This is a genomic window from Rhizobium sp. BK251, assembly GCF_004345245.1.
In the GTDB taxonomy this organism is placed as follows: domain Bacteria; phylum Pseudomonadota; class Alphaproteobacteria; order Rhizobiales; family Rhizobiaceae; genus Rhizobium.
In genome coordinates this window covers 41,932-66,784 of sequence record NZ_SLUQ01000004.1, presented here as the reverse complement: position 1 = coordinate 66,784, position 24,853 = coordinate 41,932, and the positions used below count along the sequence as shown (strand labels likewise).

General features: G+C 63.4%; 23 protein-coding genes. 14 read left to right on the top strand and 9 right to left on the bottom strand.

All coding sequences use genetic code 11. The features are described 5' to 3' along the window. Nucleotides 1–65 precede the first annotated feature (65 nt). The gene (locus EV286_RS10325) at nucleotides 66–1,364 is read right to left on the bottom strand and encodes an MFS transporter (protein ID WP_132956959.1); all 1,299 of its coding nucleotides are present in this window, start codon (nucleotides 1,362–1,364) and stop codon (nucleotides 66–68) included. Nucleotides 1,365–1,643: 279 nt separating this feature from the next. Between EV286_RS10325 and EV286_RS10320 the strand changes: the two genes are divergently transcribed. Continuing rightward, the gene (locus EV286_RS10320; protein WP_132956958.1) at nucleotides 1,644–2,219 is read left to right on the top strand and encodes a TetR/AcrR family transcriptional regulator; all 576 of its coding nucleotides are present in this window, start codon (nucleotides 1,644–1,646) and stop codon (nucleotides 2,217–2,219) included. A gap of 64 nt (nucleotides 2,220–2,283) precedes the next feature. On the opposite strand, the gene EV286_RS10315 is transcribed toward EV286_RS10320, so the two are convergent. The 3 genes from EV286_RS10315 to EV286_RS10305 all read right to left on the bottom strand — a co-directional run bounded on the left by EV286_RS10315 (nucleotide 2,284) and on the right by EV286_RS10305 (nucleotide 5,537). Continuing rightward, nucleotides 2,284–3,474, bottom strand: a complete 1,191-nt coding sequence (locus tag EV286_RS10315; protein WP_132956957.1) for an acetyl-CoA C-acyltransferase — start codon at nucleotides 3,472–3,474, stop codon at nucleotides 2,284–2,286. 111 nt (nucleotides 3,475–3,585) lie between these two features. Further along, nucleotides 3,586–4,380, bottom strand: a complete 795-nt coding sequence (locus EV286_RS10310) for a methyltransferase domain-containing protein (protein ID WP_132956956.1) — start codon at nucleotides 4,378–4,380, stop codon at nucleotides 3,586–3,588. Nucleotides 4,381–4,556: 176 nt separating this feature from the next. Further along, on the bottom strand, nucleotides 4,557–5,537 hold the full coding sequence (locus EV286_RS10305) for an aldo/keto reductase (protein ID WP_132956955.1): 981 nt from the start codon (nucleotides 5,535–5,537) through the stop codon (nucleotides 4,557–4,559). A 220-nt stretch (nucleotides 5,538–5,757) separates the two neighbouring features. On the opposite strand from EV286_RS10305, the gene EV286_RS10300 reads away from it, so the two are divergent. Next, nucleotides 5,758–7,392, top strand: a complete 1,635-nt coding sequence (locus EV286_RS10300; protein ID WP_132956954.1) for an AMP-binding protein — start codon at nucleotides 5,758–5,760, stop codon at nucleotides 7,390–7,392. Between the two features lie 6 nt (nucleotides 7,393–7,398). Here EV286_RS10300 and EV286_RS10295 read toward each other — a convergent pair whose 3' ends face one another. From EV286_RS10295 to secA, 3 genes are all read right to left on the bottom strand, one after another. After that, nucleotides 7,399–8,679, bottom strand: coding sequence for a GNAT family N-acetyltransferase (locus tag EV286_RS10295; protein WP_132956953.1), 1,281 nt, complete (start codon nucleotides 8,677–8,679; stop codon nucleotides 7,399–7,401). Continuing rightward, the gene (locus EV286_RS10290; RefSeq protein ID WP_132956952.1) at nucleotides 8,676–10,097 is read right to left on the bottom strand and encodes a lipopolysaccharide biosynthesis protein; all 1,422 of its coding nucleotides are present in this window, start codon (nucleotides 10,095–10,097) and stop codon (nucleotides 8,676–8,678) included. The genes EV286_RS10295 and EV286_RS10290 overlap by 4 nt, the downstream gene beginning before the upstream one ends. A 229-nt stretch (nucleotides 10,098–10,326) precedes the next feature. Next, nucleotides 10,327–13,035: a preprotein translocase subunit SecA gene (gene secA / locus EV286_RS10285; protein WP_132956951.1), complete on the bottom strand. Its 2,709-nt coding sequence runs from the start codon at nucleotides 13,033–13,035 to the stop codon at nucleotides 10,327–10,329. Nucleotides 13,036–13,282: 247 nt separating this feature from the next. Here secA and EV286_RS10280 point away from each other — a divergent pair, with 247 nt between their 5' ends. From EV286_RS10280 to EV286_RS10255, 6 genes are all read left to right on the top strand, one after another. After that, nucleotides 13,283–14,170 carry a peptidylprolyl isomerase gene (locus EV286_RS10280; RefSeq protein WP_132956950.1) on the top strand — a complete coding sequence of 296 codons (888 nt, stop codon included), beginning with the start codon at nucleotides 13,283–13,285 and terminating at the stop codon, nucleotides 14,168–14,170. Between the two features lie 58 nt (nucleotides 14,171–14,228). After that, nucleotides 14,229–15,470: a bifunctional glutamate N-acetyltransferase/amino-acid acetyltransferase ArgJ gene (gene argJ, locus EV286_RS10275; RefSeq protein WP_132956949.1), complete on the top strand. Its 1,242-nt coding sequence runs from the start codon at nucleotides 14,229–14,231 to the stop codon at nucleotides 15,468–15,470. Next, nucleotides 15,451–16,260: a GNAT family N-acetyltransferase gene (locus EV286_RS10270; protein WP_132956948.1), complete on the top strand. Its 810-nt coding sequence runs from the start codon at nucleotides 15,451–15,453 to the stop codon at nucleotides 16,258–16,260. The genes argJ and EV286_RS10270 overlap by 20 nt, the downstream gene beginning before the upstream one ends. Beyond that, nucleotides 16,257–16,670, top strand: a complete 414-nt coding sequence (gene mutT / locus EV286_RS10265) for an 8-oxo-dGTP diphosphatase MutT (RefSeq protein ID WP_132956947.1) — start codon at nucleotides 16,257–16,259, stop codon at nucleotides 16,668–16,670. The genes EV286_RS10270 and mutT overlap by 4 nt, the downstream gene beginning before the upstream one ends. A 100-nt stretch (nucleotides 16,671–16,770) precedes the next feature. Further along, a complete protein-coding gene (locus EV286_RS10260) occupies nucleotides 16,771–17,088 on the top strand; it encodes a hypothetical protein (RefSeq protein ID WP_132956946.1) in 318 nt (105 codons plus the stop codon). A gap of 65 nt (nucleotides 17,089–17,153) precedes the next feature. After that, nucleotides 17,154–17,318, top strand: coding sequence for a Flp family type IVb pilin (locus EV286_RS10255; protein ID WP_132956945.1), 165 nt, complete (start codon nucleotides 17,154–17,156; stop codon nucleotides 17,316–17,318). Between the two features lie 7 nt (nucleotides 17,319–17,325). On the opposite strand, the gene EV286_RS10250 is transcribed toward EV286_RS10255, so the two are convergent. Continuing rightward, nucleotides 17,326–18,210, bottom strand: coding sequence for a methyltransferase domain-containing protein (locus EV286_RS10250; protein ID WP_132956944.1), 885 nt, complete (start codon nucleotides 18,208–18,210; stop codon nucleotides 17,326–17,328). A gap of 118 nt (nucleotides 18,211–18,328) precedes the next feature. Between EV286_RS10250 and EV286_RS10245 the strand changes: the two genes are divergently transcribed. The 4 genes from EV286_RS10245 to EV286_RS10230 are packed head-to-tail and all read left to right on the top strand — an operon-like array spanning nucleotide 18,329 to nucleotide 20,666. Continuing rightward, complete coding sequence (locus EV286_RS10245; RefSeq protein WP_245500673.1) at nucleotides 18,329–19,081, top strand: ComF family protein; 753 nt, start codon at nucleotides 18,329–18,331, stop codon at nucleotides 19,079–19,081. A gap of 33 nt (nucleotides 19,082–19,114) precedes the next feature. After that, entirely contained in the window at nucleotides 19,115–19,381 is a 267-nt protein-coding gene (gene grxC / locus EV286_RS10240) for a glutaredoxin 3 (RefSeq protein ID WP_132956942.1), read from the top strand. A 2-nt stretch (nucleotides 19,382–19,383) separates the two neighbouring features. Further along, nucleotides 19,384–20,241, top strand: coding sequence for a carbon-nitrogen hydrolase family protein (locus EV286_RS10235; RefSeq protein WP_132956941.1), 858 nt, complete (start codon nucleotides 19,384–19,386; stop codon nucleotides 20,239–20,241). Beyond that, nucleotides 20,238–20,666 (top strand): DUF1178 family protein, encoded by a 429-nt coding sequence (locus EV286_RS10230; RefSeq protein ID WP_132956940.1) that lies wholly within the window; start codon nucleotides 20,238–20,240, stop codon nucleotides 20,664–20,666. The genes EV286_RS10235 and EV286_RS10230 overlap by 4 nt, the downstream gene beginning before the upstream one ends. A gap of 52 nt (nucleotides 20,667–20,718) precedes the next feature. On the opposite strand, the gene ubiG is transcribed toward EV286_RS10230, so the two are convergent. Continuing rightward, nucleotides 20,719–21,465: a bifunctional 2-polyprenyl-6-hydroxyphenol methylase/3-demethylubiquinol 3-O-methyltransferase UbiG gene (gene ubiG / locus EV286_RS10225; RefSeq protein WP_132956939.1), complete on the bottom strand. Its 747-nt coding sequence runs from the start codon at nucleotides 21,463–21,465 to the stop codon at nucleotides 20,719–20,721. 264 nt (nucleotides 21,466–21,729) lie between these two features. Here ubiG and EV286_RS10220 point away from each other — a divergent pair, with 264 nt between their 5' ends. Both EV286_RS10220 and EV286_RS10215 read left to right on the top strand, forming a co-directional pair. After that, entirely contained in the window at nucleotides 21,730–23,607 is a 1,878-nt protein-coding gene (locus EV286_RS10220; RefSeq protein WP_132956938.1) for a tetratricopeptide repeat protein, read from the top strand. Nucleotides 23,608–23,816: 209 nt separating this feature from the next. Further along, entirely contained in the window at nucleotides 23,817–24,821 is a 1,005-nt protein-coding gene (locus EV286_RS10215; protein WP_132956937.1) for a FecR domain-containing protein, read from the top strand. Nucleotides 24,822–24,853: the final 32 nt, after the last annotated feature.

The window sequence follows — 24,853 nt, the reverse complement described above, 5'->3', positions numbered from 1 at the left end:
CGGCACCTGCCATTCCCGTTCCGGGATGGAGCCGGGGCTGCGCGCTTGCAGCCCCGACGTTGCCGTCAATGGGCCATGGCGGGTGCTCTGCCCGCAACACCCGATTTCTTCAACGTGATGGCGAGAACCGCCGCGAGCAGGCAGAAGGCGCCGGCGATGAAGAACGCCGGAAGATAGCTCGAAAGCTCGGTGCGCGAGAGGCCTGCGCCATAGGCGGCGGTTGCCGCGCCCAGCTGGTGGCCGGCAAAGACCCAGCCGAAGACAAGACCCGCCTTTTCGCGCCCGAAGCGGTCCGCGGCGATCTTCACGGTCGGTGGTACGGTAGCGATCCAGTCCAGGCCGTAGAAAATGGCGAAGAGCGAAAGGCCGTAGAAGCTGAAGTCGCTGAAGGGCAGGAAGAGCAGCGACAGGCCGCGCAGGCCGTAGTACCAGAAGAGAAGCCAGCGATTGTCGAAGCGGTCGGACAGCCAGCCCGAGCCGATGGTGCCGAAGAAGTCGAAGATGCCCATGACTGCGAGCACGCTGGCAGCGGCGACCGGAACGATGCCGAAATCGCCGCAGAGTGTTACGAAATGGGTCTGGATCAGTCCGTTGGTGCTCAATCCGCAGATGAAGAAGGTCGCAAAGAGGATCCAGAAGGTCGAGGTCTTCGACACGTCGCGAAGGACGATCAACGGCGAGAGCAGGAGCGAAGCGAGGCCCGTTCCCGTCGCCGGGGCGGGCGTGACGGCAGTCTCGCCGTACGCCGGCAGATTGAGGTCGGCCGGACGGTCCCGCATGACGGCAAGCACGACGAGCGCCGTCACCGCGATCATGCAGCAGACGAAGATCACGGTCGCGCGCCAGCCATAGTTCTCCGTCAGTTGCGCCATCAGCGGCAGGAAGACGAGCTGTCCGGTGGCCGAGCTTGCCGACAGCATGCCGACGACAAGGCCGCGGCTCTTGGTGAACCAGCGCGTCGAGACGGTTGCCCCGAGCACCATGGCCGTCAGCCCGGTGCCGAAGCCGACGACGATGCCCCAGAGCACTAGGAGCTGCCAGAGCTCGGTCATGAAGAGCGAAGCCACGAAACCAGCGCTGATGAGGAGCAGCGCGAAGACGATCACCGGTCGCAGTCCGAACCTGTTCATGAAGGCGGCGGCAAAGGGACCCATCAGGCCAAAAAGAACCAGGCGGATGGCAAGTGCGGAGGAGATGGCGGAGGTGCTCCACCCGAACTCGTCCTGCAGCGGCTTGATGAGGACGCCCGGAGCGCCCATCGCGCCGGCCGTTACGAGCATGGTCAGAAAGGTCGCGCCGACCACGACCCACCCATAGTGGACGTTGCGCCGTGCAAGGCTGGAGGCAAGAACGGTAGAAACCATCAGTCTTTCCAAAGGGTTGTCTGCGCCGGCCAAAGGCGCGGATGTCTGTGGACCGTCGCCGCTTTGAGAGCGAGCGGCGGCGGGATATCACGCGTATCGTCGAACCTAACCAGTCCGCTCGGGGATATGGAGCGTCGAAACGAAATGAAAACCACACCCTTGCGCCGGATCGCAATCGCTTGCCCTCCGGACGGCCAGACTTAGATGATATGCGTCATATTTCTTGCGTATTGATGATGCATGTCATATAAACTGTCAAGCGGGTGTTTGGAGATTGCGATGAGAGTGAGCCGGGAGAAATTCGCCGAGAACCGGCAGAAGATCCTTGAAGTGGCGGGCGTGCTGTTTCGCGAGAACGGCTTCGACGGCATCGGTGTCGCCGACATCATGAAAGCTGCCGGGCTCACCCATGGCGGGTTCTACGGCCATTTCGGTTCGAAGGACGACCTGGCCTTCGAGGTGAGCCGCGGCCTCATAGTGAGGGTGGAAGAGCGCTGGAAGGCGATCATCGCCTCGGCGCCGGAAAGGCCGCTTGCTGCCTTGCTCGACCATTATCTTTCCCAGCGAAATGTCCTGGAGCACGGGGATAGCTGCATTTTTGCATCGATGATGCAGGAGGTGAGCCGTCAGACCGGCCCGGTGCGCGATACATTCTCGCAGGGGCTCGTCCGCCTCGTCGATCTCCTCGAGGGCATTGTCCCCGGCCAAAGTGCCGAGGAGCGTCGGGCAAACGCCTTCTCGACACTGTCGGCCATCATGGGCGCAGTGATCCTTGCGCGCGTGGTTGAAGATCCCGAAGACGCCGAAATGTTCCTGAAGGGCACACGCCGCCAGCTCCTTCCCGATAGCGCATAGGCCTCGCCGGATACCCGACGGATCCCGAGGAAGACCGGAAATCCCGCGCTTATGGCTCCGTCTCTTATTGCACGCGCTCGATGCTGATCGCGGTTGCTTCGCCGCCACCGATGCAGAGCGCCGCGACCCCCTTTCGAAGGTCCCGCTGCTCCAGCGCGTGAAGCAGCGTCACGATGATGCGGGCGCCTGTCGCGCCGATCGGGTGGCCGAGCGCACAGGCGCCGCCATTGACGTTCAGCCGGTCGCGTTCGATGCCGAGTTCGCGTGCGGCGGCCATGGCGACGACAGCGAAGGCCTCGTTGATCTCGAAGAGATCGACGTCACCGACGTTCCAGCCGCTCTTTTCCAGAACCTTGCGGATCGCCGGGATTGGCGCGGTCGTATACCATTCCGGTGCCTGCGAGTGCGTGGCATGCGCCTTGATCTCGGCAAGGATCGGCAGGCCCTCGCGTTCTGCGACCGAGCGGCGGGTGAGCACGAGCGCCGCCGCGCCGTCGGCATTGGCCGAGGCGCTTGCAGCAGTGATCGTGCCGTCGGGCCGGAAGGCGGGACGCAGCGAAGGTATCTTTTCCGGCGAGACCTTCAGCGGATGCTCGTCGTCGCGCACGACAGTCTCGCCGCCCTTGCCGGAGATGGTGACGGGGGTGATTTCGGCGGTGAACGCGCCTGTTTCCACAGCGTGCCGGGCTCGCGTCAGCGTTTCGACCGCATAGGCGTCCTGGTCGTCACGGGTGAACTGATAGGCCTCGACCGCAAGTTCGCCGAAGTCGCCCATCGAGCGCCCCTTTTCATAGGCGTCCTCCAGCCCGTCCAGCATCATGTGGTCGAAGATCCGATCGTGGCCCATGCGGTAGCCGCCCCGAGCCTTTGCGAGAAGGTAGGGGGCGTTGGACATGGACTCCATGCCGCCGGAGACCGCGATCGAGGCCGAGCCGGCAAGGATCAGGTCGTGGGCGAGCATCGTCGCCTTCATTCCAGAGCCGCAGACCTTGTTGACGGTGGTCGCGCCCACGGCATCGGGCAGGCCGCCGCCACGGGCCGCCTGGCGAGCCGGCGCCTGTCCCTGTCCGGCGGGCAGAACGCACCCGAAGAGTACTTCGTCGACGCGCTCCGGCGCCAGATGCGCCCTTTCGAGTGCCGCGCGGATGACCAGGGAGCCAAGCTCCGGTGCCGCCTGGCCCGAGAGGGCTCCCTGGAAACGCCCGAGCGGGGTGCGGGTGGCGGAAACGATCACGACGGGGTCATGGGCTGACATGGCTGCCTCCTTGCGGGAAATAGATGACGGCCATCATTTTATATTTGATGACGCACATCATTAAAAGCGAAAACACGCCGCCCAAGTAAAATTCCCGTGGCTGCCGTCGTCTCAGCCGCGGAAAGCGATCAATCCGTTGACCTCGACGATCTCGGTCAGGCGACCTTCCGGCGCGAGACGCAGGAGTTCGGCCCGCAGCGCGGCCTCGAAATCCTCGGCCCTGTCGCCAAGCGCCTGCGGGGAGGTCACGGAGGTCGAGTAGGCGCGCCCGACGATGTCGTCGATATCGAGCTCGCGCTCGCGCAGCACGCCGATGCGCTCGAGATCGCAGAATGGCGAGCGCATCAGCACCGCCTCATGCGGTATCCAGTCGGGGCTGCGGCGTCTCTCGCGGTCGGCGTTCTTCTCCGGCGAATAGGTCTCGGCGAGCTGATTGACGACCGAGCGCCAATCCGGGGTGGAGCTGATATGCCGGTCGTGGAAGAGCACGACCGAGCCGCCGGGCTCGATGAGACGATCAAGCGCCTCCAGCGTCGCGGTACGGTCCATCCAGTGAAAGGAGCGGCCCATCACCGTCATGTGCAGCCGGCCAAGATCCGGTTCAAGATCGTAGGAGGAGCCCTGTCGCAGCGTGATCGCCACATTCGCCTGCCGCGCATCCTCGGCGGCCGCAGCGAGCATTTCCGGTTCCGGGTCCAGGCCGATTACCTCGGCGCCCGTGAGGCGGGCAAAGGCGATGCCGAGCTGGCCGGGGCCGCAGCCGAGATCGAGGAGCCTGCCACCAGGCCTGAGCTTGGCGCGATCCGCAATTCTCTCGATCAATGCATCGGGATAGGGAACCCGATAGCGCGTGTAATAGGCGGCGGTCGAACGGAAGCGATTGGGCTCGAAGGGAATGGTGGTCATCGCGAGGATCCTGCACGCGGAGGGAGACAGATGCTTGTTAGAGCGCAACTGTGACCGGCTCGTGATAAGCCGCAAGCCGCGATACCGTGGATTGCGGGATCACCCCCGCTGCGCGGCTTGAAACTGCCCGGTCGCAGGCGGCGGACCCGCCTGCGACCTTCGTCCTTCGACAGCGTTTAATTGAAACCCGCAACCTGGTGCGGAACGTAGGGTGCTTCGAGCGCTGCCACCTCTTCGGGGCTCAGCTTGACCGAAACCGCGGCCACCGCGTCCTTCAGATGATTGGGCTGCGAGGCCCCGACGATCGGAGCGGTCACGACGCTCTTCTGCAGGATCCAGGCCGTGGCGACCTGTGCGCGCGGAAGATCGCGAGCCTTCGCCACCGCACCAACCGCATCGACGACCTTGCGATCGGCGTCGGCTGTGTGCGTGTACAGCCTCTTGCCGACCTCGTCCGTCTCGATGCGCGCGGTGTTGTCGTCCCAGTCGCGGGTCAGCCGCCCGCGCGCCAGCGGGCTCCACGGAATTACGCCGATCTTCTGATCCGCGCAGAAGGGGAGCATCTCGCGCTCTTCCTCGCGATAGAGCAGGTTCAGGTGGTTCTGCATGCTGACAAACTGCGTCCAGCCGTTGAGGCGCTGTGTATAGACCGCCTTGGCGAACTGCCAGGCATGCATGGAGGAGGCACCGATATAACGTGCCTTGCCCGCCTTGACGATGTCGTGCAGAGCCTCCAGCGTCTCCTCGAGCGGCGTCGTGTAGTCCCAGCGATGAATCTGGTAGAGGTCGACATAGTCGGTGCCGAGGCGGCGCAGGCTGTTGTCGATCTCGTCGAAGATCGCCTTGCGGGAAAGGCCTGCGCCATTCGGGCCGGGGCGCATGCGGTTGTAGACCTTGGTTGCGAGGACGATAGCCTCGCGGCGCGAGAAATCCTTGATCGCACGCCCGACGATCTCCTCCGAGGAGCCGTCGGAATATGTATTGGCCGTGTCGAGGAAATTGATGCCGAGCTCGATGGCCTGCTTGATCAGCGGGCGGCTCAGTTCTTCGCCCATCGTCCAGGGGTGACTGCCACGGTCCGGGGTGCCGTAGGTCATGCAGCCGAGGCAAATGCGAGAAACTTCAAGGCCCGTCGAACCAAGCTTTACATATTCCATAGGACGTTCTCCTTCGTGAATGCCGGCGCTATTGCAGCGAAGCGGCAACGGCGCTTCGCTGCAATCTATCGGACAACTACTCGGGTGATTAGCCGCAATATGGACAAAGAGCCATGAAGTATTGCTAAAGACTGCCGCCTCCCGCATGGCGTGGCGGCGGCGTATTGCCTAAGCCGACATGAGAGTGTTAGCTGCGCCTAGCGACCACCGGACTACATGAATGCAATTGCCCGCCCGCCAGAGTTACGCCGCGCTATACCGCGATTTCTCCTGGGATATTCCTGAGCGTTTCAATATCGGCGTTGCCGTCAGCGATGCTTGGGCCGAACGCGAGCCGGATCGCGTCTGCCTCGAGCATTTCAGCCCGACAGGCGATCACCTCTCGATGACCTATGGCGAGCTTTCCGCCGGGTCGGCGGCCTTCGCCAATGCGCTCGTCTCCCTCGGCATCAAGGCCGGCGAGCGCGTCGCGCTGCTGCTGCCACAGAGTTTCGAAACGGTGGTCGCGCATGTCGCGATCTACAAGATGGGCGCCATCGCCCTGCCGCTTGCGCTTCTCTTCGGCGTCGAAGCCCTCGAATACCGGCTGCGCATAGCGGGCGCCAGCGCAATCGTCACGAACCGCTTCGGGCTCGCGCGGCTGCAGCAGATCAGGGACCGCCTGCCGGATCTCGTCCACATCATCAGCATCGACGGTGGCGAAGCGCCGGGCTTCCAGGAACTCGTATCTGCGCATGCGTCCGCCTTTCCGGCCGTCGATACCCGGCCGGACGATCCGGCGCTGATGATCTTCACCTCCGGGACCACCGGCCCGCCGAAGGGTGCACTGCACGGCCACCGCGTCCTGCCGGGCCACATTCCCGGCATGCAGTTCGCCCATGAGTTCTTTCCGCAGCCGGGCGACAAGCTGTGGACGCCTTCCGACTGGGCCTGGGCCGGGGGCCTGTTGAATGCGCTTCTGCCGAGCCTCATGCTCGGCGTGCCGGTCGTTTCCTCCCCGGCGCAGAAATTCGATGCCGACATGGCCTTTCGCATCATGGCGGAGATGGGCGTGCGCAACGCATTCATTCCGCCGACGGCGCTGAGGCTCCTCAAATCCGTGGAGAGGCCACGCGAGAAATATAACCTCAGCCTCAGGACCATCGGCTCGGCCGGGGAATCGCTCGGGCGCGAGACCTACGAATGGGCGCGCGCGACGCTCGGCGTCACGGTCAACGAGTTCTACGGTCAGACCGAATGCAATTTCGTGCTTTCTTCCAGCGCCCGCCTCGGCGTCAGCCGTGCCGGTGCGATCGGCCGCGCCGTGCCTGGTCATCGGGTGGCGATCGTCGACGAGAGGGGCAGCGTTCTACCCATCGGGGAGACCGGCCAGATCGCAGTGCACCGGCCGGATCCCGTGATGTTTCTCGGCTACTGGCAGAACCCTGAAGCGACCGAGGCGAAATTCGCGGGCGACTGGCTGCTGACCGGCGATCTCGGACGGCAGGATGCAGACGGCTTCGTCGAGTTCATCGGACGCGACGACGATATCATCACTTCTTCCGGCTACCGCATCGGTCCGAGCGAGATCGAGGATTGCCTCGCCGGCCATCCCGCTGTGCAGCTTGCCGCTGCGGTCGGAAAGCCGGATCCCGTGCGCACGGAGATCGTCAAGGCCTATGTCGTGCTCGCGCCGGGCCATCAGCCTTCCGAGGCGCTTGCGGCCGAAATCCGCGAATGGGTGAAGACGCGCCTGTCCATGCACGAATATCCGCGCGAGGTGGAGTTCGTCGACGCGCTGCCGCTGACGACGAGCGGCAAGGTGATCCGCCGCGAATTGCGGGCAAGGGCTGCGGCAGAGGCCGGATCACCCTGAGGTGAGCTAGTCGCCCCGGCCGGTGAGCGACAGTATCCTCGCGCGCAGGAGCCGCGCCATGTTGCGCGTGCTGCGATACATGTGCAGCTGTGCGGCGACCTGGCGGACGTCCCGGTCGCCATTCGGCGTCAGGCCGATCACCAGCGTTCCCATCTCCTCGCGCTCGCGCCAGAAGCGGCTCATGATGGGGTGGTCGGGGATGGCGCAGGAGTCGGAGCGGTCGATGTTCGGATCGTCCAGATGCCATTCCGTCAGCTCCGCCATCAGCAGCTTGCCGGGCGAATAGCGGGCGTAGTCCTCGTTGTAGGCGGTCTTCCAGGTATAGGCGTCGCCGCCCATCATCAGCACGATCATGGAAGCGATCGCCTTGCCGTCGAGATCGATCGTATGGATGCGCACGGCATCGACTTCGGAGAGGTTGGTGATCGCCTCGCGGGCGAAGGCCGCATGGTAGCGGTCGAGCACGAGGGCGCTGCGGTTCTTGCCCTTCCAGCCGCGTGCCTCCAGTGCCAGGAATTCCTCGAGCCGGTGCCGTATTTCCTTCGGCTGCCGGGCTACGCTGTAGGCGACCGTGCCCTTTTCCTCGAGCAGGCGCCATTGGCGGCGCATCTCGCGCATGTGGTTGGAAGAGATTGCCCGTCGCAGGTAGGCATCTGCCTCCTCCGTGCTTTGCAGCATGGGACGTGCGTATGGATTTGCCACCGTGAGCGGCAGGTCGCGGCCGAGCGCCACGGCTTTGGTCATCTGCGTGAAGAGGCCGTTCAACCGCATGTCGGGCAGCACTAGCACGCCGGGAAGCCGCGCCTCCCGCGACGTCAGCGCCTCGAACAGGTTGTCGATCGTTTCAGCAGCCTCCTCGCTGTCGATGAGGGGCGTGCCGACCGGGCTGAAGGCGTTCGACCAGCCGCGGATGATCGACGGTCCCACCGAGAAGCCGGGCTTCTCGATCGAAAACGGCATCAGGAAGCGGATGCGGCTGCGCTTGCCGTTATCGTCGCGGATCAGCGCCAGCTTGACCTGCCGGTCTTCGAGCCTCGGCATCGCCGGAGCCAGGAAGCGGCCGGTGAAGAAGACGTTCGGCTCCATGGCCCGGTTCGAGAGGAAGTCGAGCTCCTCCTGGAGTTCGTAGCCGAGCTTGCCCGGATAGAAGCACAGCTCGCGGCCGGGCCGGCCGACGCGAATGTGCACCTCGGCGCGTGGGGCCTCGAAACTGAGAGAGGCGAGCTCGTGCACCATCCGGTTGGCGGTGCTGTCCGTACTCTCTGTCACGATGGGCGGGCGCGTCATGTCTTGGACCCCTTAACGTTGAGAGCAGGGCTCTGCGGGCGCGCGAAGGCAAAGAGCACGATGCCCAGCGCGCGGCGCACGCCGACGTGCAGCAATACTGCCTCGACCGTCATGGCCGAAGCGGTTGCGATCGCCGTGCCCGCAATGCCGAAATTCGGAATGAGGGTGAGGTTCAGGATGACGTTCGTCGCGAGCGCGCCGGCATAGAGCAGCACGCAGAGGTTCTGCTTGCCGGCCATCATCAGCAGCACCTCGGCAGGCCCGACGAGCGCCTTCGCCAATATGCCGGCAAGCAGGATCGCCATCAGCACGTAGCCGGCCGTGAACGCGCCGCCGAAAAGCGAAAGCAGGAAGTGTCCGGCGGCAAGAACGGCGAGGCCGACGGCGAGCGCCGGCCAGAAGGTCCAGCGTGCCGCGTCTGCAGCGATTATCGCGAGCTTCCCGCGGTCCTTTTCCGCAATGACCGTCGAGAAGCGCGGGCCGGCTGCCGCCTTCACCGAGAAATTGACGAAATGGACGAGCGCCATCGTCTTCGCCGCCGCGAAATAGATCGCCACCTGTTCGGGCGCGAGGAAGATCCCCACCACAATGACATCGGAATTGGTGAGCAGGAAGCCGATGCCCTCGATGAGGAAGATCGGAAAGGCGACGCCGAGCCAGTGAAAGAAATCGACTGTCTGCGGGCCGCTGGAATAGTGCCGGCGCATGCGGAAGGTGACGGCAAGATAGGTTCCGGCCGTCGTCGTGAAGGTAGCGCCGATTGCCGCCTGCATCGCCGTCGTCGCCGTCGCCGGCGCGCCGAGCAGCACGGCGACGAGCATATAGGCGATGATGAGGAGCGGCCGTACCAGATAGGAGGGCGAGAGCGCCATGATCGGCCAGTGGCTGGCGCGCGAGGTGCCTTCAAGCACGTCGCCGAGCGCGATCATCGGCATGGCGAGCAGGCCGAGGAAGGCGGGGATGAGATAGTAGCTCTCGATCAGATGGCCGAAGAAATGCAGCCCGATCAGGCCGGTCACGAGCATGCCACCGGCCGAGGCGAGTGCGAAGATGCGCGCCGTGCCTGTCAGCCCACGGATCTCCTCGATGGCGCCGGCAGCGCGGTATTGGGGCAGGAAGCGGATGATGGCCGTCTGGAAGCCGAGGCAGGACAGGTCGCCGAAGAGGACCGCCAGCACCCAGACGAAGACGAAGACGCCATACTCGAATTCGCCCATGACGCGGGCAAGCAGGATCTGCGAGACGAAGGCGAAGGCGGCGCTGACGATGCGGATCGCGAAGGCGACAAGCGCCATGCGCTGCGCGGCGGCTTTCTCGCCGTTGTCCGTCAGCACCGACGCCAGGCGACGCAATACCGGCGACAACGCCGCGCGCAAGCCGGACGGCAGCATCCGCTCCGCTGTTTCAATGACCGCCATGACAGACACGCACAACTCGATAAACAGGCCTATTCCGCCTGCAGTCTTGACAGAGCACGGTTAAGAAACGGTTTGGGAAGGGCGCTTTCGCCGGGCCGATCAGGCCTTTCCACAGCCGATCGGCTGCGGCAAAAAAACAATCGCCGCGCTGGGGGCGCGGCGATTGGAATTCCTGGCGAAAGCAGATGGTCGTCGCCCGTTCAGTGCGGCGTGACCGGCGAAGCGTGCCTCAGACCTGCTCGAAGGCGCCGTGGCAGTGCTTGTATTTTTTGCCCGAACCGCAGGGGCAGGCCTCGTTGCGACCGACCTTGCCCCAGGAGAGCGGGTTGCGCGGATCGCGGTCTTCGGGCGCTACCGCCGGCAGATTGTCTGCGAACTCGTCTTCGCCAGTGGTGGCGTCCACGTGATGGGCCTGCATGATCAGGGGTTCAGGCTCGGGTGCCGGCTGCTGGTCGCGCACGAGTTCGACGCGCATCAGCTGTGCGGTCACCGTCTGGCGCAGGTTGGTCAGCAGCGACTGGAAGAGCTCGAAGGCTTCGGACTTGTATTCCTGCAGCGGATCACGCTGCGCGTAGCCGCGGAAGCCGATGACCGAGCGCAGGTGCTCGAGATTGACGATATGTTCGCGCCAGAGCGCATCGAGCGTCTGCAGGATGATCGAGCGCTGGACGTAATGCATGATTTCCGGCCCGAAGCGCTCTGCCTTGTCAGCTACGATCTTCTCGGAAGCCTCGTTGATGCGCTCGCGGATGTCGTCCTCGCCAATGCCTTCCTCCTTGACCCAGTCCTCGACCGGAAGCTCGAGGTTGAGGAAATTGGTAGTGTCTTCGCGCAGGCCCGCGGCATCCCACTTTTCGGCATAGGCGCGCTCGGGAATGTGCTTGGAAACCAGATCGTCGATGACCTCACGGCGCATGTCGGCCGCAGTCTCGGAAAGGTTCTCGGCCTCCATCAGTTCGACGCGCTGCTCGAAGACGACCTTGCGCTGGTCGTTGAGCACGTCGTCGTACTTCAGGAGGTTCTTGCGGATGTCGAAGTTGCGGGCCTCGACCTTCTTCTGGGCGCGTTCGAGCGCCTTGTTGATCCAGGGATGGACGATCGCTTCGCCTTCCTTGAGGCCGAGCTTCTGCAGCATGCCGTCCATGCGGTCGGAGCCGAAGATGCGCATCAGGTCGTCCTGGAGCGACAGGTAGAATTTGGAGCGACCGGGGTCGCCCTGACGGCCCGAGCGGCCGCGCAGCTGGTTGTCGATGCGGCGGCTCTCGTGGCGTTCCGTCGCGATGACGTAGAGCCCGCCCGCGTTGAGCGCCTGCTCCTTGAGCTGCTTGATCTCCTCGATGATCGCCTCGATCCTGGCGTCGCGCTCGGGGCCGGTCTCGACCTCGCCCAACTCACGCTCGATGCGCATTTCGAGGTTGCCGCCGAGCTGGATGTCGGTGCCGCGGCCTGCCATGTTGGTGGCGATCGTCACCGACCCCGGAACACCGGCCTGCGCGACGATATAGGCTTCCTGCTCGTGGTAGCGGGCGTTCAGAACCTGGAAGCTCGAGAAGCCTTGCTTGCGCATCATTTCTGCGAGCAGTTCCGACTTCTCGATCGAGGTCGTACCGACCAGCACCGGCTGGCCGCGCTTGTGGGCGTCGAGGATCTCGGCGATGATCGCCTTGTACTTCTCCTCGACGGTACGATAGACCTCGTCGTCCTCGTCGATACGCTTGATCGGCAGGTTGGTCGGTACTTCCACGACCTCGAGACCGTAGATGTTGCCGAATTCCTCGGCTTCCGTCTGCGCCGTACCGGTCATGCCGGCAAGCTTCCCGTACATGCGGAAGTAGTTCTGGAAGGTGATCTGCGCGAGCGTCTGGTTCTCGGGCTGGATCTGCACCTTTTCCTTGGCTTCAAGGGCCTGGTGCTGGCCATCCGAATAGCGCCGCCCCGGCATCATGCGGCCGGTGAACTCGTCGATGATGACGACTTCATCGTTGCGGACGATGTAGTCCTTGTCGCGCTGAAACAGCTTGTGGGCCTTCAGCGCATTGTTGATGTGGTGGACGATCGCGACGTTTTCGATGTCGTAGAGCGAGTGGCCCTTCAGGAGGCCCGCCTGCTTCAGCAGGTCCTCGAGCTTTTCCGTGCCTTCCTCGGAGAAGTTGGCAGAGCGCTGCTTCTCGTCGATCTCGTAGTCTTCCGGCGAAAGCTGCGGAATGAAGGCGTCGATCGCGTTATAGAGTTCCGAACGGTCGTCCAGCGGACCGGAAATGATCAGCGGCGTGCGCGCCTCGTCGACCAGGATCGAGTCCACTTCGTCGACGATCGCGAAATTGTGACCGCGCTGGACCATCTGCGCGCGCTCGTATTTCATATTGTCGCGCAGGTAATCGAAGCCGAGCTCGTTGTTCGTCGCATAGGTGATGTCGCAGCCATACGCATCGTGGCGCTGCTCGTCCGACAGTCCGTGGATGATGACGCCGGTCGTAAGCCCGAGGAAGCCATAGAGGCGGCCCATGGTGCCCGCGTCGCGTTGGGCCAGGTAGTCGTTGACGGTGACGACGTGCACGCCCTTGCTGGCAAGCGCGTTCAGGTAGACCGGCAGGGTCGCGACCAGCGTCTTGCCTTCACCGGTCTTCATTTCCGAGATGTCGCCCGAATGCAGGATCATGCCGCCGACGAGCTGTACGTCAAAAGGTCGCAGCCCCAGAACGCGTCGTGATGCTTCGCGAACCACGGCGAAAGCCGGCACGAGCAGATCGTCGAGCGTCTTGCCCTCCGCCAACTGCTGGCGGAATTCCGCCGTCTTGGCTGTCAGTGCTTCGTCGGACAAAGCCTTCATGCTGGGTTCGAGCGCATTGATGGCGTCGACCTTCGACTGGAAGGAACGGACGCGGCGATCGTTGGCCGAGCCAAACAACTTGCGGGCTATTCCGCCGATACTGACCATTGAATGGCCCTTTCGTAAATTTTCCCCGGCATTTACATGCGGTGTCCGTTGCCGAAATTCCGGCGGTTTGGCATGAAACGCCCGGAAACTGTTCTGGACGCGAGGTTGCGTGACAGATAAGAGGGGGGTCGAATGATGTCAACGGGATTGGCTGATACAGAAAGGCCACATTCTGATGTTGATGGCTGTTTTTGGCGGGATTCATCTGTGCCGAAGCCGGTGGTGTAGCTCCGAAAGGTTTTATTGAATGTCGAAGTACAACAGACTTGCTGCGGCTGTGTTTGCAGCCGCCGTCGCGTTCCAGGCCCCGGCCTTTGCCGAGGACAAGCCTGACGCGGTCATTGCCAAGGTCGGGGATCTGGAGATCCACCAGTCCGAACTCGATCTGGCCGTCGCCAATCTCGACCCGCAGCTTGCCCAGCTTTCGGATGAGCAGAAGAAGGTCGCAGCACTTTCCGCCGCAATCGACGTCAAGCTTCTGGCGCAGGGCGCGCTTACCGAAAAGCTGAACGACAGCGAAGACTACAAGAAGCGGATGCAGTATCTCGCCGACCGCGAGCTGCACAACGCCTATTTCAAGAAGCATGTCGTCGACACCGTGACCCCGGAAGAGGTCAAGGCGCGCTACGACAAGGAAATCGCCGCCCTGCCGAAGCAGGAGGAAGTTCACGCCCGCCATATCCTCGTAAAGACCGAGGACGAGGCGAAGGAAGTCATCAAGGAGCTTGATGCCGGCAAGAACTTCGCCGATCTCGCCAAGGAAAAGTCCACCGATCCGAACAAGTCGGAAGGTGGCGATCTCGGCTATTTCGGCCACGGCCGCATGGTCAAGGAATTCGAAGACGCTGCATTCGCGCTGGACAAGGGCACCTATTCGAAGACTCCGGTCAAGACGGACTTCGGCTATCATGTGATCCTCGTCGAGGACAAGCGCGTCGCCCCGCCCCCGCCCTTCGAGCAGGTCCAGGACCAGGTTCGCCAGCTTGTCATGCGCGACAAGTATCTTGAGTTGCTCGCCCAGGCGAAGCAGTCCTCCAAGGTCGACGTCATGGACGAGACCCTCCGCAAGGGGTATGAGGAGGCGAACAAGCAGCCGGCGCCGGGTGACCAGCCAGCAGCGCAGCCGCAGCAGTAACAATCTTTCCCAGGGCCCGGTTCTTCCGGGCCCTTCACTATCAGCCAGGTCCATCACGATGTCCGGTTCCGTTTCACCTCTCGCCCCGAAGACCTTCGCCGAAATCCCCGCGCTCGGCGGCGTGCGCATGGCGACCGCGTCGGCGGGCATCAAGTACAAGAACCGCACGGACGTGCTGCTGATGGTCTTCGACAAGCCGGCGGCCGTCGCAGGCGTCTTCACGCGCTCGAAATGCCCCTCGGCTCCCGTGGACTTCTGCCGGGGCAACCTGCCGCACGGGATGGCGCGCGCCGTTGTCGTCAACTCCGGCAACGCCAATGCCTTCACCGGCCTGAAGGGACGGCAGGCGACCGCGCTTACGGCAAAGTCGGCAGCGGCTGCCGTGGGCTGTGGTGAAAACGAAGTCTATCTCGCTTCGACCGGCGTGATCGGCGAGCCGCTCGATGCCACCAAGTTTGCCGGCGTGCTCGACAAGATGCGTGACGAGGCGGTCGGCGATTTCTGGTTCGAGGCCGCCAAGGCGATCATGACGACCGACACCTATCCGAAGGTCGCGACCCGTACGGCCGAGATCGGCGGCGCCACGGTTACGATCAACGGCATCGCCAAGGGTGCGGGCATGATCGCGCCCGACATGGCGACCATGCTCTCCTTCGTTGCCACCGATGCGGACATCGCACCGTCGGTGCTGCAGGCGCTTCTTTCTGCCGGCGTCGAGCCCACGTTCAATTCCATGACCGTCGACAGCGACACGTCGACTTCCGATACGCTACTTCTGTTTGCGACCGGCGCGGCCGCAGCCAGCGGACAGCCGCGCATCGACCGTGCTGACGATCCGCGCATCGCGGGCTTCCGCGCCGCGCTGAACGAGGTGCTGAAGGATCTTTCCCTGCAGGTGGTGCGTGATGGCGAAGGCGCAACCAAGATGCTGGAAATCACCGTCACCGGTGCCGAAAGCGATGCCGCCGCCAAGCGTATCGCGCTTTCGATCGCCAATTCCCCGCTGGTCAAGACGGCTGCCGCCGGCGAGGACGCCAATTGGGGCCGCATCGTCATGGCCGTCGGCAAGGCCGGCGAAATGGCGGACCGCGACCGGCTCGCCATCTGGTTCGGCGACGTGCGCGTGGCAGTCAACGGCGAGCGCGACCCGGGCTATTCCGAAGAAGCCGCCAGCAATGTCATGAAGCGCCAGGACATTCCGGTGAAGGTCGATATCGGCCTCGGCAGCGGAACCGCCACCGTGTGGACCTGCGACCTCACCAAGGAATATGTCGCAATCAATGGCGACTACCGGAGCTGATATCCTGTTGAAGCAAATGAAAATATCGACAAGCAACCTGCCGCTCGTGCGGCGGCTGGAGGCTGTGGGCTTCCGGGCCTGGCCGGCGGCATCCGTGCAGTATGACGGAAGCTGGCAGGTGCGGCTCACCGCCGGTCATCCTTCGAAGCGCCTGAACAGCGTCGTGCCGCTTGATCCTTCCGACCATCGCGACATCCGGATCCGGCTGGAGAAGGCGCGCAAGAAATTCGCGGCCTATGGCCGGCCGCTCGTCGTACGCGAGACGCCGCTTGCGCCGCAGGCGCTCGTCCAGGAACTCGAGCTCCACGGCTGGACGCGCTTCGACGAAACCGTCGTCATGACCTGCGATCTCGCGAACCTCGAACTGCCCGATACCCTCGACCATCTGCCGAGCCATGACGTCGGCCGTTTTGTCGATGCCAGCATCGCGATCGACAAGGCTGAATCGATCCTGAAGCCGGCGCTTGCCGAGATTGTCAGCGGCATCAAGCCGCCGTGCGGTCTCTTTGTCATCGAGAGGCCCGAGGAGGGGCCGGCCGCGACCGTGCTCTGCGTGCAGGACAATGATCTTGCCGGCGTCATGTCGCTTGCCGTGGCACAGGCCTACCGCCGCGAAGGGCTGGGAACCGAGATACTCGCTTCGGCATTGCGCTGGGCAAGAATGCGCAGCGCCCGCACCGCCTGGCTGCAGGTCGGCGTCGACAATGCCGCAGCCCTTTCGCTCTATGACCGATTCGGTTTCAGCGAAGCCTATCGCTACGCCTACTGGCGCCAGGATTTGGCGGAATGAGCGAGGCCGGCAAGAAGATCCTGCTCGTGGCTGCCTGCGCGCTGATCGATGCCGATGGACGTATCCTTCTGGCACAGCGGCCCGAGGGAAAGTCGCTTGCCGGGCTCTGGGAGTTTCCAGGCGGCAAGGTCGAGCCGGGCGAAACGCCGGAAGAGACGCTCGTGCGGGAACTGCAGGAGGAACTCGGCGTCACGACGCGCATTCCCTGCCTCGCGCCGCTGACTTTTGCCAGCCACAGCTACGAGAATTTCCACCTGCTGATGCCGCTTTATATCTGCCGCCGTTTCGAGGGCACTGCCCATGGGCGCGAGGGGCAGGTGGTCAAATGGGTGCGCCCGAAGGCGCTTCGTGATTATCCGATGCCTCCGGCCGACGAGCCGCTCATCCCATTCCTGCAGGATCTGCTGTAAAGCGCCCGTTTCGGCTGTGGATATTAAGGGATCGTTCAACACCTTCTGCCAAAGATCGCTTTCACTCTAACGACGGGTTCGTGTGAAGAGGCGCGGCATTATGGACGACGATTTCTGGAAGGCTGTTCGGGAGAAGGAACAGGTCTCGGCCGCCTCGCGCCGGACCGGTGTCTTGAACATCGCGCTGCTCTTCGGAACGGCCATCGTGGCACTGACCCTCATCCTCACGCCCATGCTCTCCGACAGGTCGAGAACGAGCGTTCTCGCCAGCGCCCCTGATGAGTTCGACACGATCACGACGGGCTCGATCCCGAAATCGGAGGGCGGCAAGCGCTATACGATCCGGCGGAGTATCCTGCAGGACTCACCGGGCCAGATCTGCGTCTTCCAGGGATATGGAACAGGCGCCGGTTGCTGAAAATGACCTCGTGAATGGGATTGTTCGCCAGGCTTGAGCCGGCACAAACCGAAGGGAGCATGCTGATGGGCCGGGCAAAATCGTTTCTCGCAGACACGGAAGGCGCCACCGCCGTCGAATACGGGCTCATCGCAGCCATCATTTCCGTTGCTCTCATCGGCGGTTTCGGCGCTCTCGCCAGCGCCCTGCGGGACGTGTTCAACACGATCGCGGGCTATTTCGGCGGCTGACGCCGTCCTACTGGCGCAGCTTGTGCTCGTCCACCTTCAGCGCATCCGCGAGCCTGGCCTTGGCCGAGCCGGGCTTTAGTGGTTTCTGCTGGCTCTCGTGCGGCGCCCAACCCGATGCATAGATGATCGAAAAGGTTGCTCTTATCCTGCCATCCGGATCGGAATAGCGCTCGGCATAGATTTCGGCTGCACGCAGGAAAAAGCGGCGGGTCAGCGGCTTGCGGCTTCGGGCGAGGAGCGGGTTCGCCATGCCCATGGACCGCAGGTCGCGCATCAGGGGAAAGATGGAGTCGTAGCGGACGGTGTAGTTTTCGGCATCGATCACCGGCAGCGCAAAGCCGGCGCGTTGCATCAGCCCGCCGACATCGCGGACATCGGGAAAGGGGATGACGCGCGGGCTCGCTCCGCCGCTCAGCTCGATCTCGGTCGCCAGCAGCACGTCACGCAGCTCCTGCAGCGTGCCGCTGCCGGGGATTGCGGCGAGGAAGAGCCCGTCGGGCTTCAGCGCTCGGCGGATCTGGATGAAGACGCCCGGCGTGTCGTTGGTCAGGTGCAGGCTGAGCGGGGCGAGGACGAGGTTCACCGAGCCCGGCGCAAGCGGCACCTCCTCGAACGGCGCCACGATGATCTCCTCGCCGGCGCCCGCGAAATCCTTCGAGCTTTCGATGCGGCTGATCTCGCCGATCTTTCCGGTCGCAAGGGCGCTTCGGGCGACGGCACCGGTCGCGCCGTGCAGTTCGGCCGCCGTATCGAAGCGGCGCTCAACGACTGCAAGCCTTTCGGCCAATTCGGTGGCGGCGATATCGAGCAGGAAGGCTGCGTTCTGGTCGGCTGCGGCGAGCGCCCGGCGGCGATGTGTGGCGATCAGATTCTGGTCGAAGAGAATATCCATGGGATTTCCGCGGTGTTCTCGGCGCTTCCGTGCCGTGGCAGGCAGCGCAGGTTTCCCTTCGCAATGGCGCCATGAACGCGGTAATGTCAACCGCATGGGGCTCACGAAATCGGGAAAGATGGCATCGGATTGGTGGCGCGGCCTGCTGGCGCCGCTGGCCGCTGTCGTCGATCTCGTCTATCCGCCCGCCTGCCCGAGCTGCGAGGTCTCGACCGGCACGCATCGCAGCCTCTGCCCCGCCTGCTGGTCGCGGATCCGCTTCATCGAGCGGCCCTATTGCGAAGTGCTGGGGCTTCCTTTTTCCCACGATCTCGGCCGCGGCATCCTGAGTGCGGATGCCATCGCCAATCCGCCGCCTTTCGATCGGCTGCGCTCAGTTGCCGTCCATGACGGCGTCGTGCGCGACCTCGTCCACGGACTGAAGTATCGCGACCGCACCGATCTCGCGCCGATGATGGCGGGGTGGATGCTGCGTGCCGACGACGGCTGCGTTACCGGGTGCGACGGCATCATTGCGGTGCCGCTCCATCGCATGCGCCTGCTGTCACGCAAGTACAACCAGGCGGCCGAGCTTGCCCGACATTTGAGCCACCTTTCCGGCAAGCCGCTCCTGCCGGCGACGCTCATGCGCGTGAAGAGAACGACGCGGCAGGTGGGTCTTGGCGCAAAGGCGCGCGAGGATAACGTGCGTGGCGCCTTTGCCATCCGCAAGGGCGGGGAGGGCGAAGTGTTCGGCAAGCGTCTCGTGCTGGTCGACGATGTCTACACGACCGGCGCGACGGTTGCAGCTGCGACACGCGCGCTCAAGAAGGCAGGTGCTGCCGAGGTCAGTGTTTTGACCTTTGCAAGGGCTTTGTCCACGCCTATATGACAAGAATGCTGTCATGTCCCTCCGGAGACGATAATGGTACCCGTTGTCATTTATACGCGTCAGTTTTGTGGCTACTGCGCCCGCGCCAAATCACTGCTGGAATCGAAGGGCGTGGAATATGTAGAGCATGACGCCACCTTCTCGCCCGAGTTGCGCAAGGAAATGGTGTCGAAGTCCAACGGCGGCTCGACATTCCCGCAGATCTTCATCAACGGCACGCATGTCGGCGGCTGCGACGACTTGTACGCGCTCGACCGGGCCGGCAAGCTCGACTCCATGCTGGCGAGCGAAGGGGTATAACGATGGCCTTCAGGGCTGCAGCAGTCCAGATGTGCTCCACCGTCGATCCCGTCAGGAACGCGGCCGATATGGCCCGCCTTGTCCGGCACGCTGCGTCTGAGGGCGCCGTCTACGTGCAGACGCCGGAGATGACCGGCGCGATACAGAAGAACCGCACCGGCATGCGCGCCGTCCTCAAGGACGAGGCAGGCGACATCATCGTCAAGACCGCCTCCGAACTCGCGTCCGAGCTTGGCATCCACTTGCATATCGGCTCGACGGCGATCGCGCTTGACGACGGCAAGATCGCAAACCGCGGTTTCCTCTTTGGTCCTGATGGCAAGATCGTCTCTCGCTATGACAAGATCCACATGTTCGATGTCGATCTCGACAATGGCGAAAGCTGGCGTGAAAGCGCCGTCTACCGCCCCGGCAACGAGGCGCGGGTCGTTTCGCTCCCCTTCGCCGAAATGGGCTTCACCATCTGCTACGATGTGCGTTTCCCGGCGCTCTTCCGTGCCCAGGCGATTGCCGGCGCCGAGGTGATGACCGTGCCGGCTGCCTTCACCCGGCAGACGGGCGAGGCCCACTGGGAAATCCTGCTGCGTGCCCGCGCAATCGAGAACGGCGTGTTCGTCATCGCCGCAGCGCAGGCCGGGCTGCACGAGGATGGCCGGGAGACGTTCGGTCACTCGATGATCGTCGATCCCTGGGGCCGTGTACTTGCATCTGCAGGCGGCACCGGCGAGGCCGTCATTCTCGCCGATATCGATGTCACGGCCGTCAAGGCCGCGCATGACAAGATTCCCAATCTGAAGAATGGCCGCGAGTTTTCGATCGAGAAGGTTTCCGATGCTGCGGCCGGAGGTGTCGCCCCTTGATCCGTTATTCGCTGAGTTGTGACAATACCCATGAGTTCGAGGGCTGGTTCTCGAGCAGCGAGGACTTTGATCGTCAGGTGGCAAGTGGCTTCCTGACCTGCCCCGTCTGCAATTCCCCTGCCGTCTCCAAGCTCCTGATGGCGCCATCCGTTTCCACGGCGCGCAAGAAGGAGGAGATCAAGACGCTCGCAATGAATGTCGTGCAGAAGGAAGCGATGGCGAAGCTGAGGGAAGCCGTCGCGGCCGTAAAGGCCAATGCCGAAGATGTCGGCACCCAGTTTCCCGAAGAAGCCCGCAAGATCCACTATGGCGAGGCGGATGCGCGCGGCATCATCGGCCAGGCAACGCCGAGCGAGGCGCAGGCGCTCGTCGAAGAGGGAATCGAGATCGCGGCGTTGCCTATCCTTCCGGACGACGTGAACTAGTTGTGCGACACGTCCGTCCGGCTCTCCTGAATGATCAGAGGCGGATGGCCGGCTAGGCCGGGCGCTTCGCGACGATCATGTAGTTTACGTCCATATCTTTCGACAGGTTCCACTCGTTGAAGAGCGGGTTGAAGAAGACGCCTGTCCGGTCTGTAACCTCAAGGCCTTCGGTGGAGAGCGGCTTTTCGATTTCCTCCGGGCGCACGAGTTTCTCATATTGGTGCGTGCCGCGCGGCAGCCAGCGCAGGATGTTCTCGGCCGCGAAGATCGCAAGAGCCGCGGCCTTCATGGTGCGATTGATTGTCGCAATGAAGATCAGGCCGCCCGGACGCACCATCTTGGCGCAGGTCGTCAGGAAGAGATCGACGTCGGCGACATGCTCCACCACCTCCATGTTGAGCACGATATCGAAGGTCTCCCCCGCCTCGGCCAGTTGCTCGGCGGTGACGGCCCGATAGTCGACGGGTACGCCGGTCTGGCGCGCATGGGTGGAGGCAATTCCAATATTCTTCTCGGAGGGGTCGGCGCCGACGACGGATGCGCCCATCCGTGCGACCGGCTCCGAAAGCAGGCCGCCGCCGCATCCGATATCGAGGACGCGCAAGCCCTCGAGCGGCCGCGAAGCCCTCGGATCGCGGCCGAAATTTTCTGCTGCCCGATCGCGGATAAAGGCAAGGCGAACCGGATTGAATTTGTGCAGCGGCTTGAACTTGCCTGTCGGGTTCCACCACTCCGCCGCCATGGCCGAAAAACGATCGACTTCACTCTGGTCGACCGTGCTCTTTGACGCTTCGCTCATGGGAAGTTCCCTCCTTTGCTTGCCCGCTGGAGTCGGACGATCGGTGGGCGAAGTCAAGCACTGTCTTCACCTCGCTCACTCTCCGCCAGCAGGAGCGCGTGTTGTACCCGGATCGCAGCCCCGCGAAATTACTTTTCGCCGCGGCCCCGCCGCCCGCATTTATCTTTTTGCCAGTGGCAAGGTTGCGGAAGGATTTGCGGGACATATAGATAAGAAAGAGTTAAATTAGATATCCGTATGATTGTGTGATTTTCCGGGGGCCGCTTGGAACGCAGACTGACTGCCATTCTTGCCGCCGATGTCGTCGGTTACAGCCGTCTCATGAGTGCCGACGAGGCCGGGACCTTGGCTGCGGTGAAGAAGCACCGCGCCGAATTCCTGGATCCGACGGTTCGCGACCATAAGGGTCGAATCGTCAAGTTGACCGGCGACGGCGTGCTGATCGAATTCTCCAGCGTCGTGAACGCCGTTGCCTGCGCGGCGGCGATCCAGCAGGGCATGCTCCAGCGCAACGTCGACGTCGCGCGCGAGAGGCGGGTCGAGTTGCGCATCGGCATCCACCTCGGCGACGTGATCGTTGAGGATGGCGATATCTTCGGCGATGGCGTGAACGTTGCCGCTCGCCTGGAAGGCATCGCCGAGACCGGGGGAATCGCGGTTTCCGCCTCGGTGCGCGACCATGTCGGCTCGCGGCTGGATCTCGTATTCGAGGACCGGGGCGAGCATTTCCTCAAGAACATCGAGCAGAGCATCCGGGTCTACGAGATCTCGTTCGGGCGTGGAAAGGACGACGCGGGTAAGACAATGACCGAGCGCCCGTCACGCCGCCAGTCGATCGCCGTGCTTCCCTTCACCAACATGAGCAACGATCCGGGACAGGAATACTTCTCCGACGGCATCACCGAGGACATCATCACCGACCTTTCGAAGATCTCCGGCCTGCACGTCGTCGCCCGCAACACGGTGTTCACCTACAAGGGCCACTCGGTCAAGGTGAAGCAGGTCGCTCAGGAACTCGGGGTCAACTTCATCCTCGAAGGCAGCGTGCGCAAGGTGGGCGAGCGTGTCCGTATCACGGGCCAGCTGATCGACGCGAAGAACGGCGGCCACCTCTGGGCCGACCGCTACGATCGCGACCTGACCGACATCTTTGCCATCCAGGACGAGATCACGCACGCAATCGTCAACCAGCTGAAGATCAAGCTCCTGCCGGAAGAGAAGAAGGCAATCGAGAGCGACCCGACCACGAATGTCGAAGCCTATACCTATTATCTTCGTGGCCGGCAGTTCCTGCATTCCTGGACCCGGCCCTACATGCTTCTTGCGAGGCGGATGTTTTCAAAGGCCGTGGAACTCGATCCCAGCTATGCGCGTGCCTATGCCGGCATTGCCGATTGCGAATCCGCCTTGCGCGACTGGCACCCTGACGAGTTTTCGGTCGAAAGCATCCTGGTCGCCAGCGCCAAGGCAATCGCACTCGATCCGAACCTCGCGGAGGCGCATGCCTCGCGGGGGCTCGCTTTGCACCAGGACGGACACGACGCGGAAGCGGCCATGGAGCTGGAGCAGGCGCTTGCGCTCGACCCCGACCTCTACGAGGCGAACTTCCACTATGGCCGGTTCCTCTTCATGCAGGGAAACTACGAGGGCGCTATCGTTTATTTCAAGCGCGCTGCCGAGCTCAGGCCGGACGACTATCTCTCGCCAATCCACATCATGAGTTCATCGCGTGCGCTCGGCAGGACGGCTGACCTCGAGCATTGGGCGCGCATCGGTATCGAACGGGCGGAGCGGGCACTCAACCTCAATCCCGAGAATTCCGGGCCGGCGCATCGTGGTGCGTTGGCACTCGCCCACCTCGGTGACGCCGACCGGGCGCGCAAATGGGCGGCGCGGGCGCTCGCGATCCAGCCGGACGACATCGTCGCCCGCTACAACACGGCCTGCGTCTATTCGTTGCTGGGCGATCACAACGAGGCACTGGACACTCTCGAGGCGCTGATGCCTTTCAGCTCCCGCTACCAGATCCTGTGGTTCCAGCACGATTCGGACCTCGATCCGATCCGCAACTACCCGCGTTTCAAGAAGATGGTCGAGGCGATTGCGGCCACCGCTGCGGCGGAAAAGGTCGCGGACGTCTAAACGCCCGCCCGTCCCTGGTCGCAGCCGCCAAGCCAGAGGCCTTCGGATCCGCATAATCACAACGGATAGTGTCCGGGCTTTCAGCCCGGCTTCGGCGCTTTGCGCCTGCCTTGGGCATCCTGCGAAAAGTGTATGCAGTAGCCTCAAATGATGATGGGACAGCCTTCCTTTTCATATGTTAGCATCCGTTAATTTATGAGGGGTCTGCGATGCATCGCCTGCGTATTGTCGCATTCGTCGCGCTCATTGCCGTTTTCTATAGTCAAGAACCTGTTCCGGCCGCCCAGGCGGTCGGTGAGGCTGTGCGTATCAAGACAGACGTCACGGGCCAGAGCGGGCCTATCGTCGTCAATGGCCCGGTTCATCGGGACGAGCAGATCCGGACATCGAAATCCGGGCTGGGGCAGTTCGTCTTTCGCGATGGCACGAAGCTCGCGGTGGGGTGGGGCTCCTCGGTCGTCATAGACAAGTTCGTCTACGACGATTCCAACCAGCTGAAGCAACTCACCGTCAAGGCCGCCAAGGGAACATTCCGCTGGGTCAGCGGCAACTCGAAATCCTCGGCCTACAAGATACTGACGCCTGCAGGCACGATCGGGGTGCGCGGCACGGCCTTCGACTTCTATGTCGGCGCCAACGGGACGACTGCGGTCGTGCTGCTCAACGGACAGGCGCAATTCTGCGGTCCGGGTGGCTGCCGTCAGCTGACACGGCGCTGCGACTGCGTGGTGGCAACGCCAGGTGGTGCAATGACCGATGCGAAGCGGGTGAATCGCGGCGTCTTGCGAACGCTCGGAGAACCCAGGGCGCTGCCCTTCCTCTCGGGAAGCCAGCCGCTCTCGCTTGGAATGGGTGTGGTCGGCGGTGGCGGCTGCGGCCTCGACACGGCGTTCCAGGACCGGCAGGACAACAACGGCGACCCAACCGAGCAGCCGCAAAGGGCAGCGCCGCAGCGAAGCGATCCGGCACCGAGCGCCCCGGCTCCCCGGGAGGCGCCGAGCGTACCTGACCGGCCGTCTCCGCCCAATCCGCCGGACGATCCTGATCCGCCGAGCGAGCCCGAAAAGCCGCATAAGCCCCACAAGCCCGGGAAGGACTGGGGCGGCTGGCATGGCCATCACCATAAGGGCGACCGCGACCGAGACCGGAACCGCGATGGCTGGTCCGGCAGAGACCGTCATCGCGACGGCGGATGGGACCGCACTAGAGATTAGCGTGGCAAAGAGGGCCATGCCCCGACTGCGGA

Bases quoted from the DNA above. Each gene is read 5' to 3' on its own strand.
- secA (WP_132956951.1), bottom strand. From the start codon at position 13,035: ATGGTCAGTATCGGCGGAATAGCCCGCAAGTTGTTTGGCTCGGCCAAC.
- EV286_RS10255 (WP_132956945.1), top strand. From the start codon at position 17,154: ATGGGCCGGGCAAAATCGTTTCTCGCAGACACGGAAGGCGCCACCGCC.
- EV286_RS10305 (WP_132956955.1), bottom strand. From the start codon at position 5,537: ATGGAATATGTAAAGCTTGGTTCGACGGGCCTTGAAGTTTCTCGCATT.
- EV286_RS10270 (WP_132956948.1), top strand. From the start codon at position 15,451: ATGGCGACTACCGGAGCTGATATCCTGTTGAAGCAAATGAAAATATCG.
- ubiG (WP_132956939.1), bottom strand. From the start codon at position 21,465: ATGAGCGAAGCGTCAAAGAGCACGGTCGACCAGAGTGAAGTCGATCGT.
- EV286_RS10250 (WP_132956944.1), bottom strand. From the start codon at position 18,210: ATGGATATTCTCTTCGACCAGAATCTGATCGCCACACATCGCCGCCGG.
- EV286_RS10295 (WP_132956953.1), bottom strand. From the start codon at position 8,679: ATGACGCGCCCGCCCATCGTGACAGAGAGTACGGACAGCACCGCCAAC.
- EV286_RS10280 (WP_132956950.1), top strand. From the start codon at position 13,283: ATGTCGAAGTACAACAGACTTGCTGCGGCTGTGTTTGCAGCCGCCGTC.
- EV286_RS10315 (WP_132956957.1), bottom strand. From the start codon at position 3,474: ATGTCAGCCCATGACCCCGTCGTGATCGTTTCCGCCACCCGCACCCCG.
- EV286_RS10310 (WP_132956956.1), bottom strand. From the start codon at position 4,380: ATGACCACCATTCCCTTCGAGCCCAATCGCTTCCGTTCGACCGCCGCC.
- EV286_RS10215 (WP_132956937.1), top strand. From the start codon at position 23,817: ATGCATCGCCTGCGTATTGTCGCATTCGTCGCGCTCATTGCCGTTTTC.
- EV286_RS10235 (WP_132956941.1), top strand. From the start codon at position 19,384: ATGGCCTTCAGGGCTGCAGCAGTCCAGATGTGCTCCACCGTCGATCCC.
- argJ (WP_132956949.1), top strand. From the start codon at position 14,229: ATGTCCGGTTCCGTTTCACCTCTCGCCCCGAAGACCTTCGCCGAAATC.
- mutT (WP_132956947.1), top strand. From the start codon at position 16,257: ATGAGCGAGGCCGGCAAGAAGATCCTGCTCGTGGCTGCCTGCGCGCTG.
- EV286_RS10245 (WP_245500673.1), top strand. From the start codon at position 18,329: ATGGCATCGGATTGGTGGCGCGGCCTGCTGGCGCCGCTGGCCGCTGTC.
- grxC (WP_132956942.1), top strand. From the start codon at position 19,115: ATGGTACCCGTTGTCATTTATACGCGTCAGTTTTGTGGCTACTGCGCC.
- EV286_RS10290 (WP_132956952.1), bottom strand. From the start codon at position 10,097: ATGGCGGTCATTGAAACAGCGGAGCGGATGCTGCCGTCCGGCTTGCGC.
- EV286_RS10325 (WP_132956959.1), bottom strand. From the start codon at position 1,364: ATGGTTTCTACCGTTCTTGCCTCCAGCCTTGCACGGCGCAACGTCCAC.
- EV286_RS10300 (WP_132956954.1), top strand. From the start codon at position 5,758: ATGCAATTGCCCGCCCGCCAGAGTTACGCCGCGCTATACCGCGATTTC.
- EV286_RS10260 (WP_132956946.1), top strand. From the start codon at position 16,771: ATGGACGACGATTTCTGGAAGGCTGTTCGGGAGAAGGAACAGGTCTCG.
- EV286_RS10320 (WP_132956958.1), top strand. From the start codon at position 1,644: ATGAGAGTGAGCCGGGAGAAATTCGCCGAGAACCGGCAGAAGATCCTT.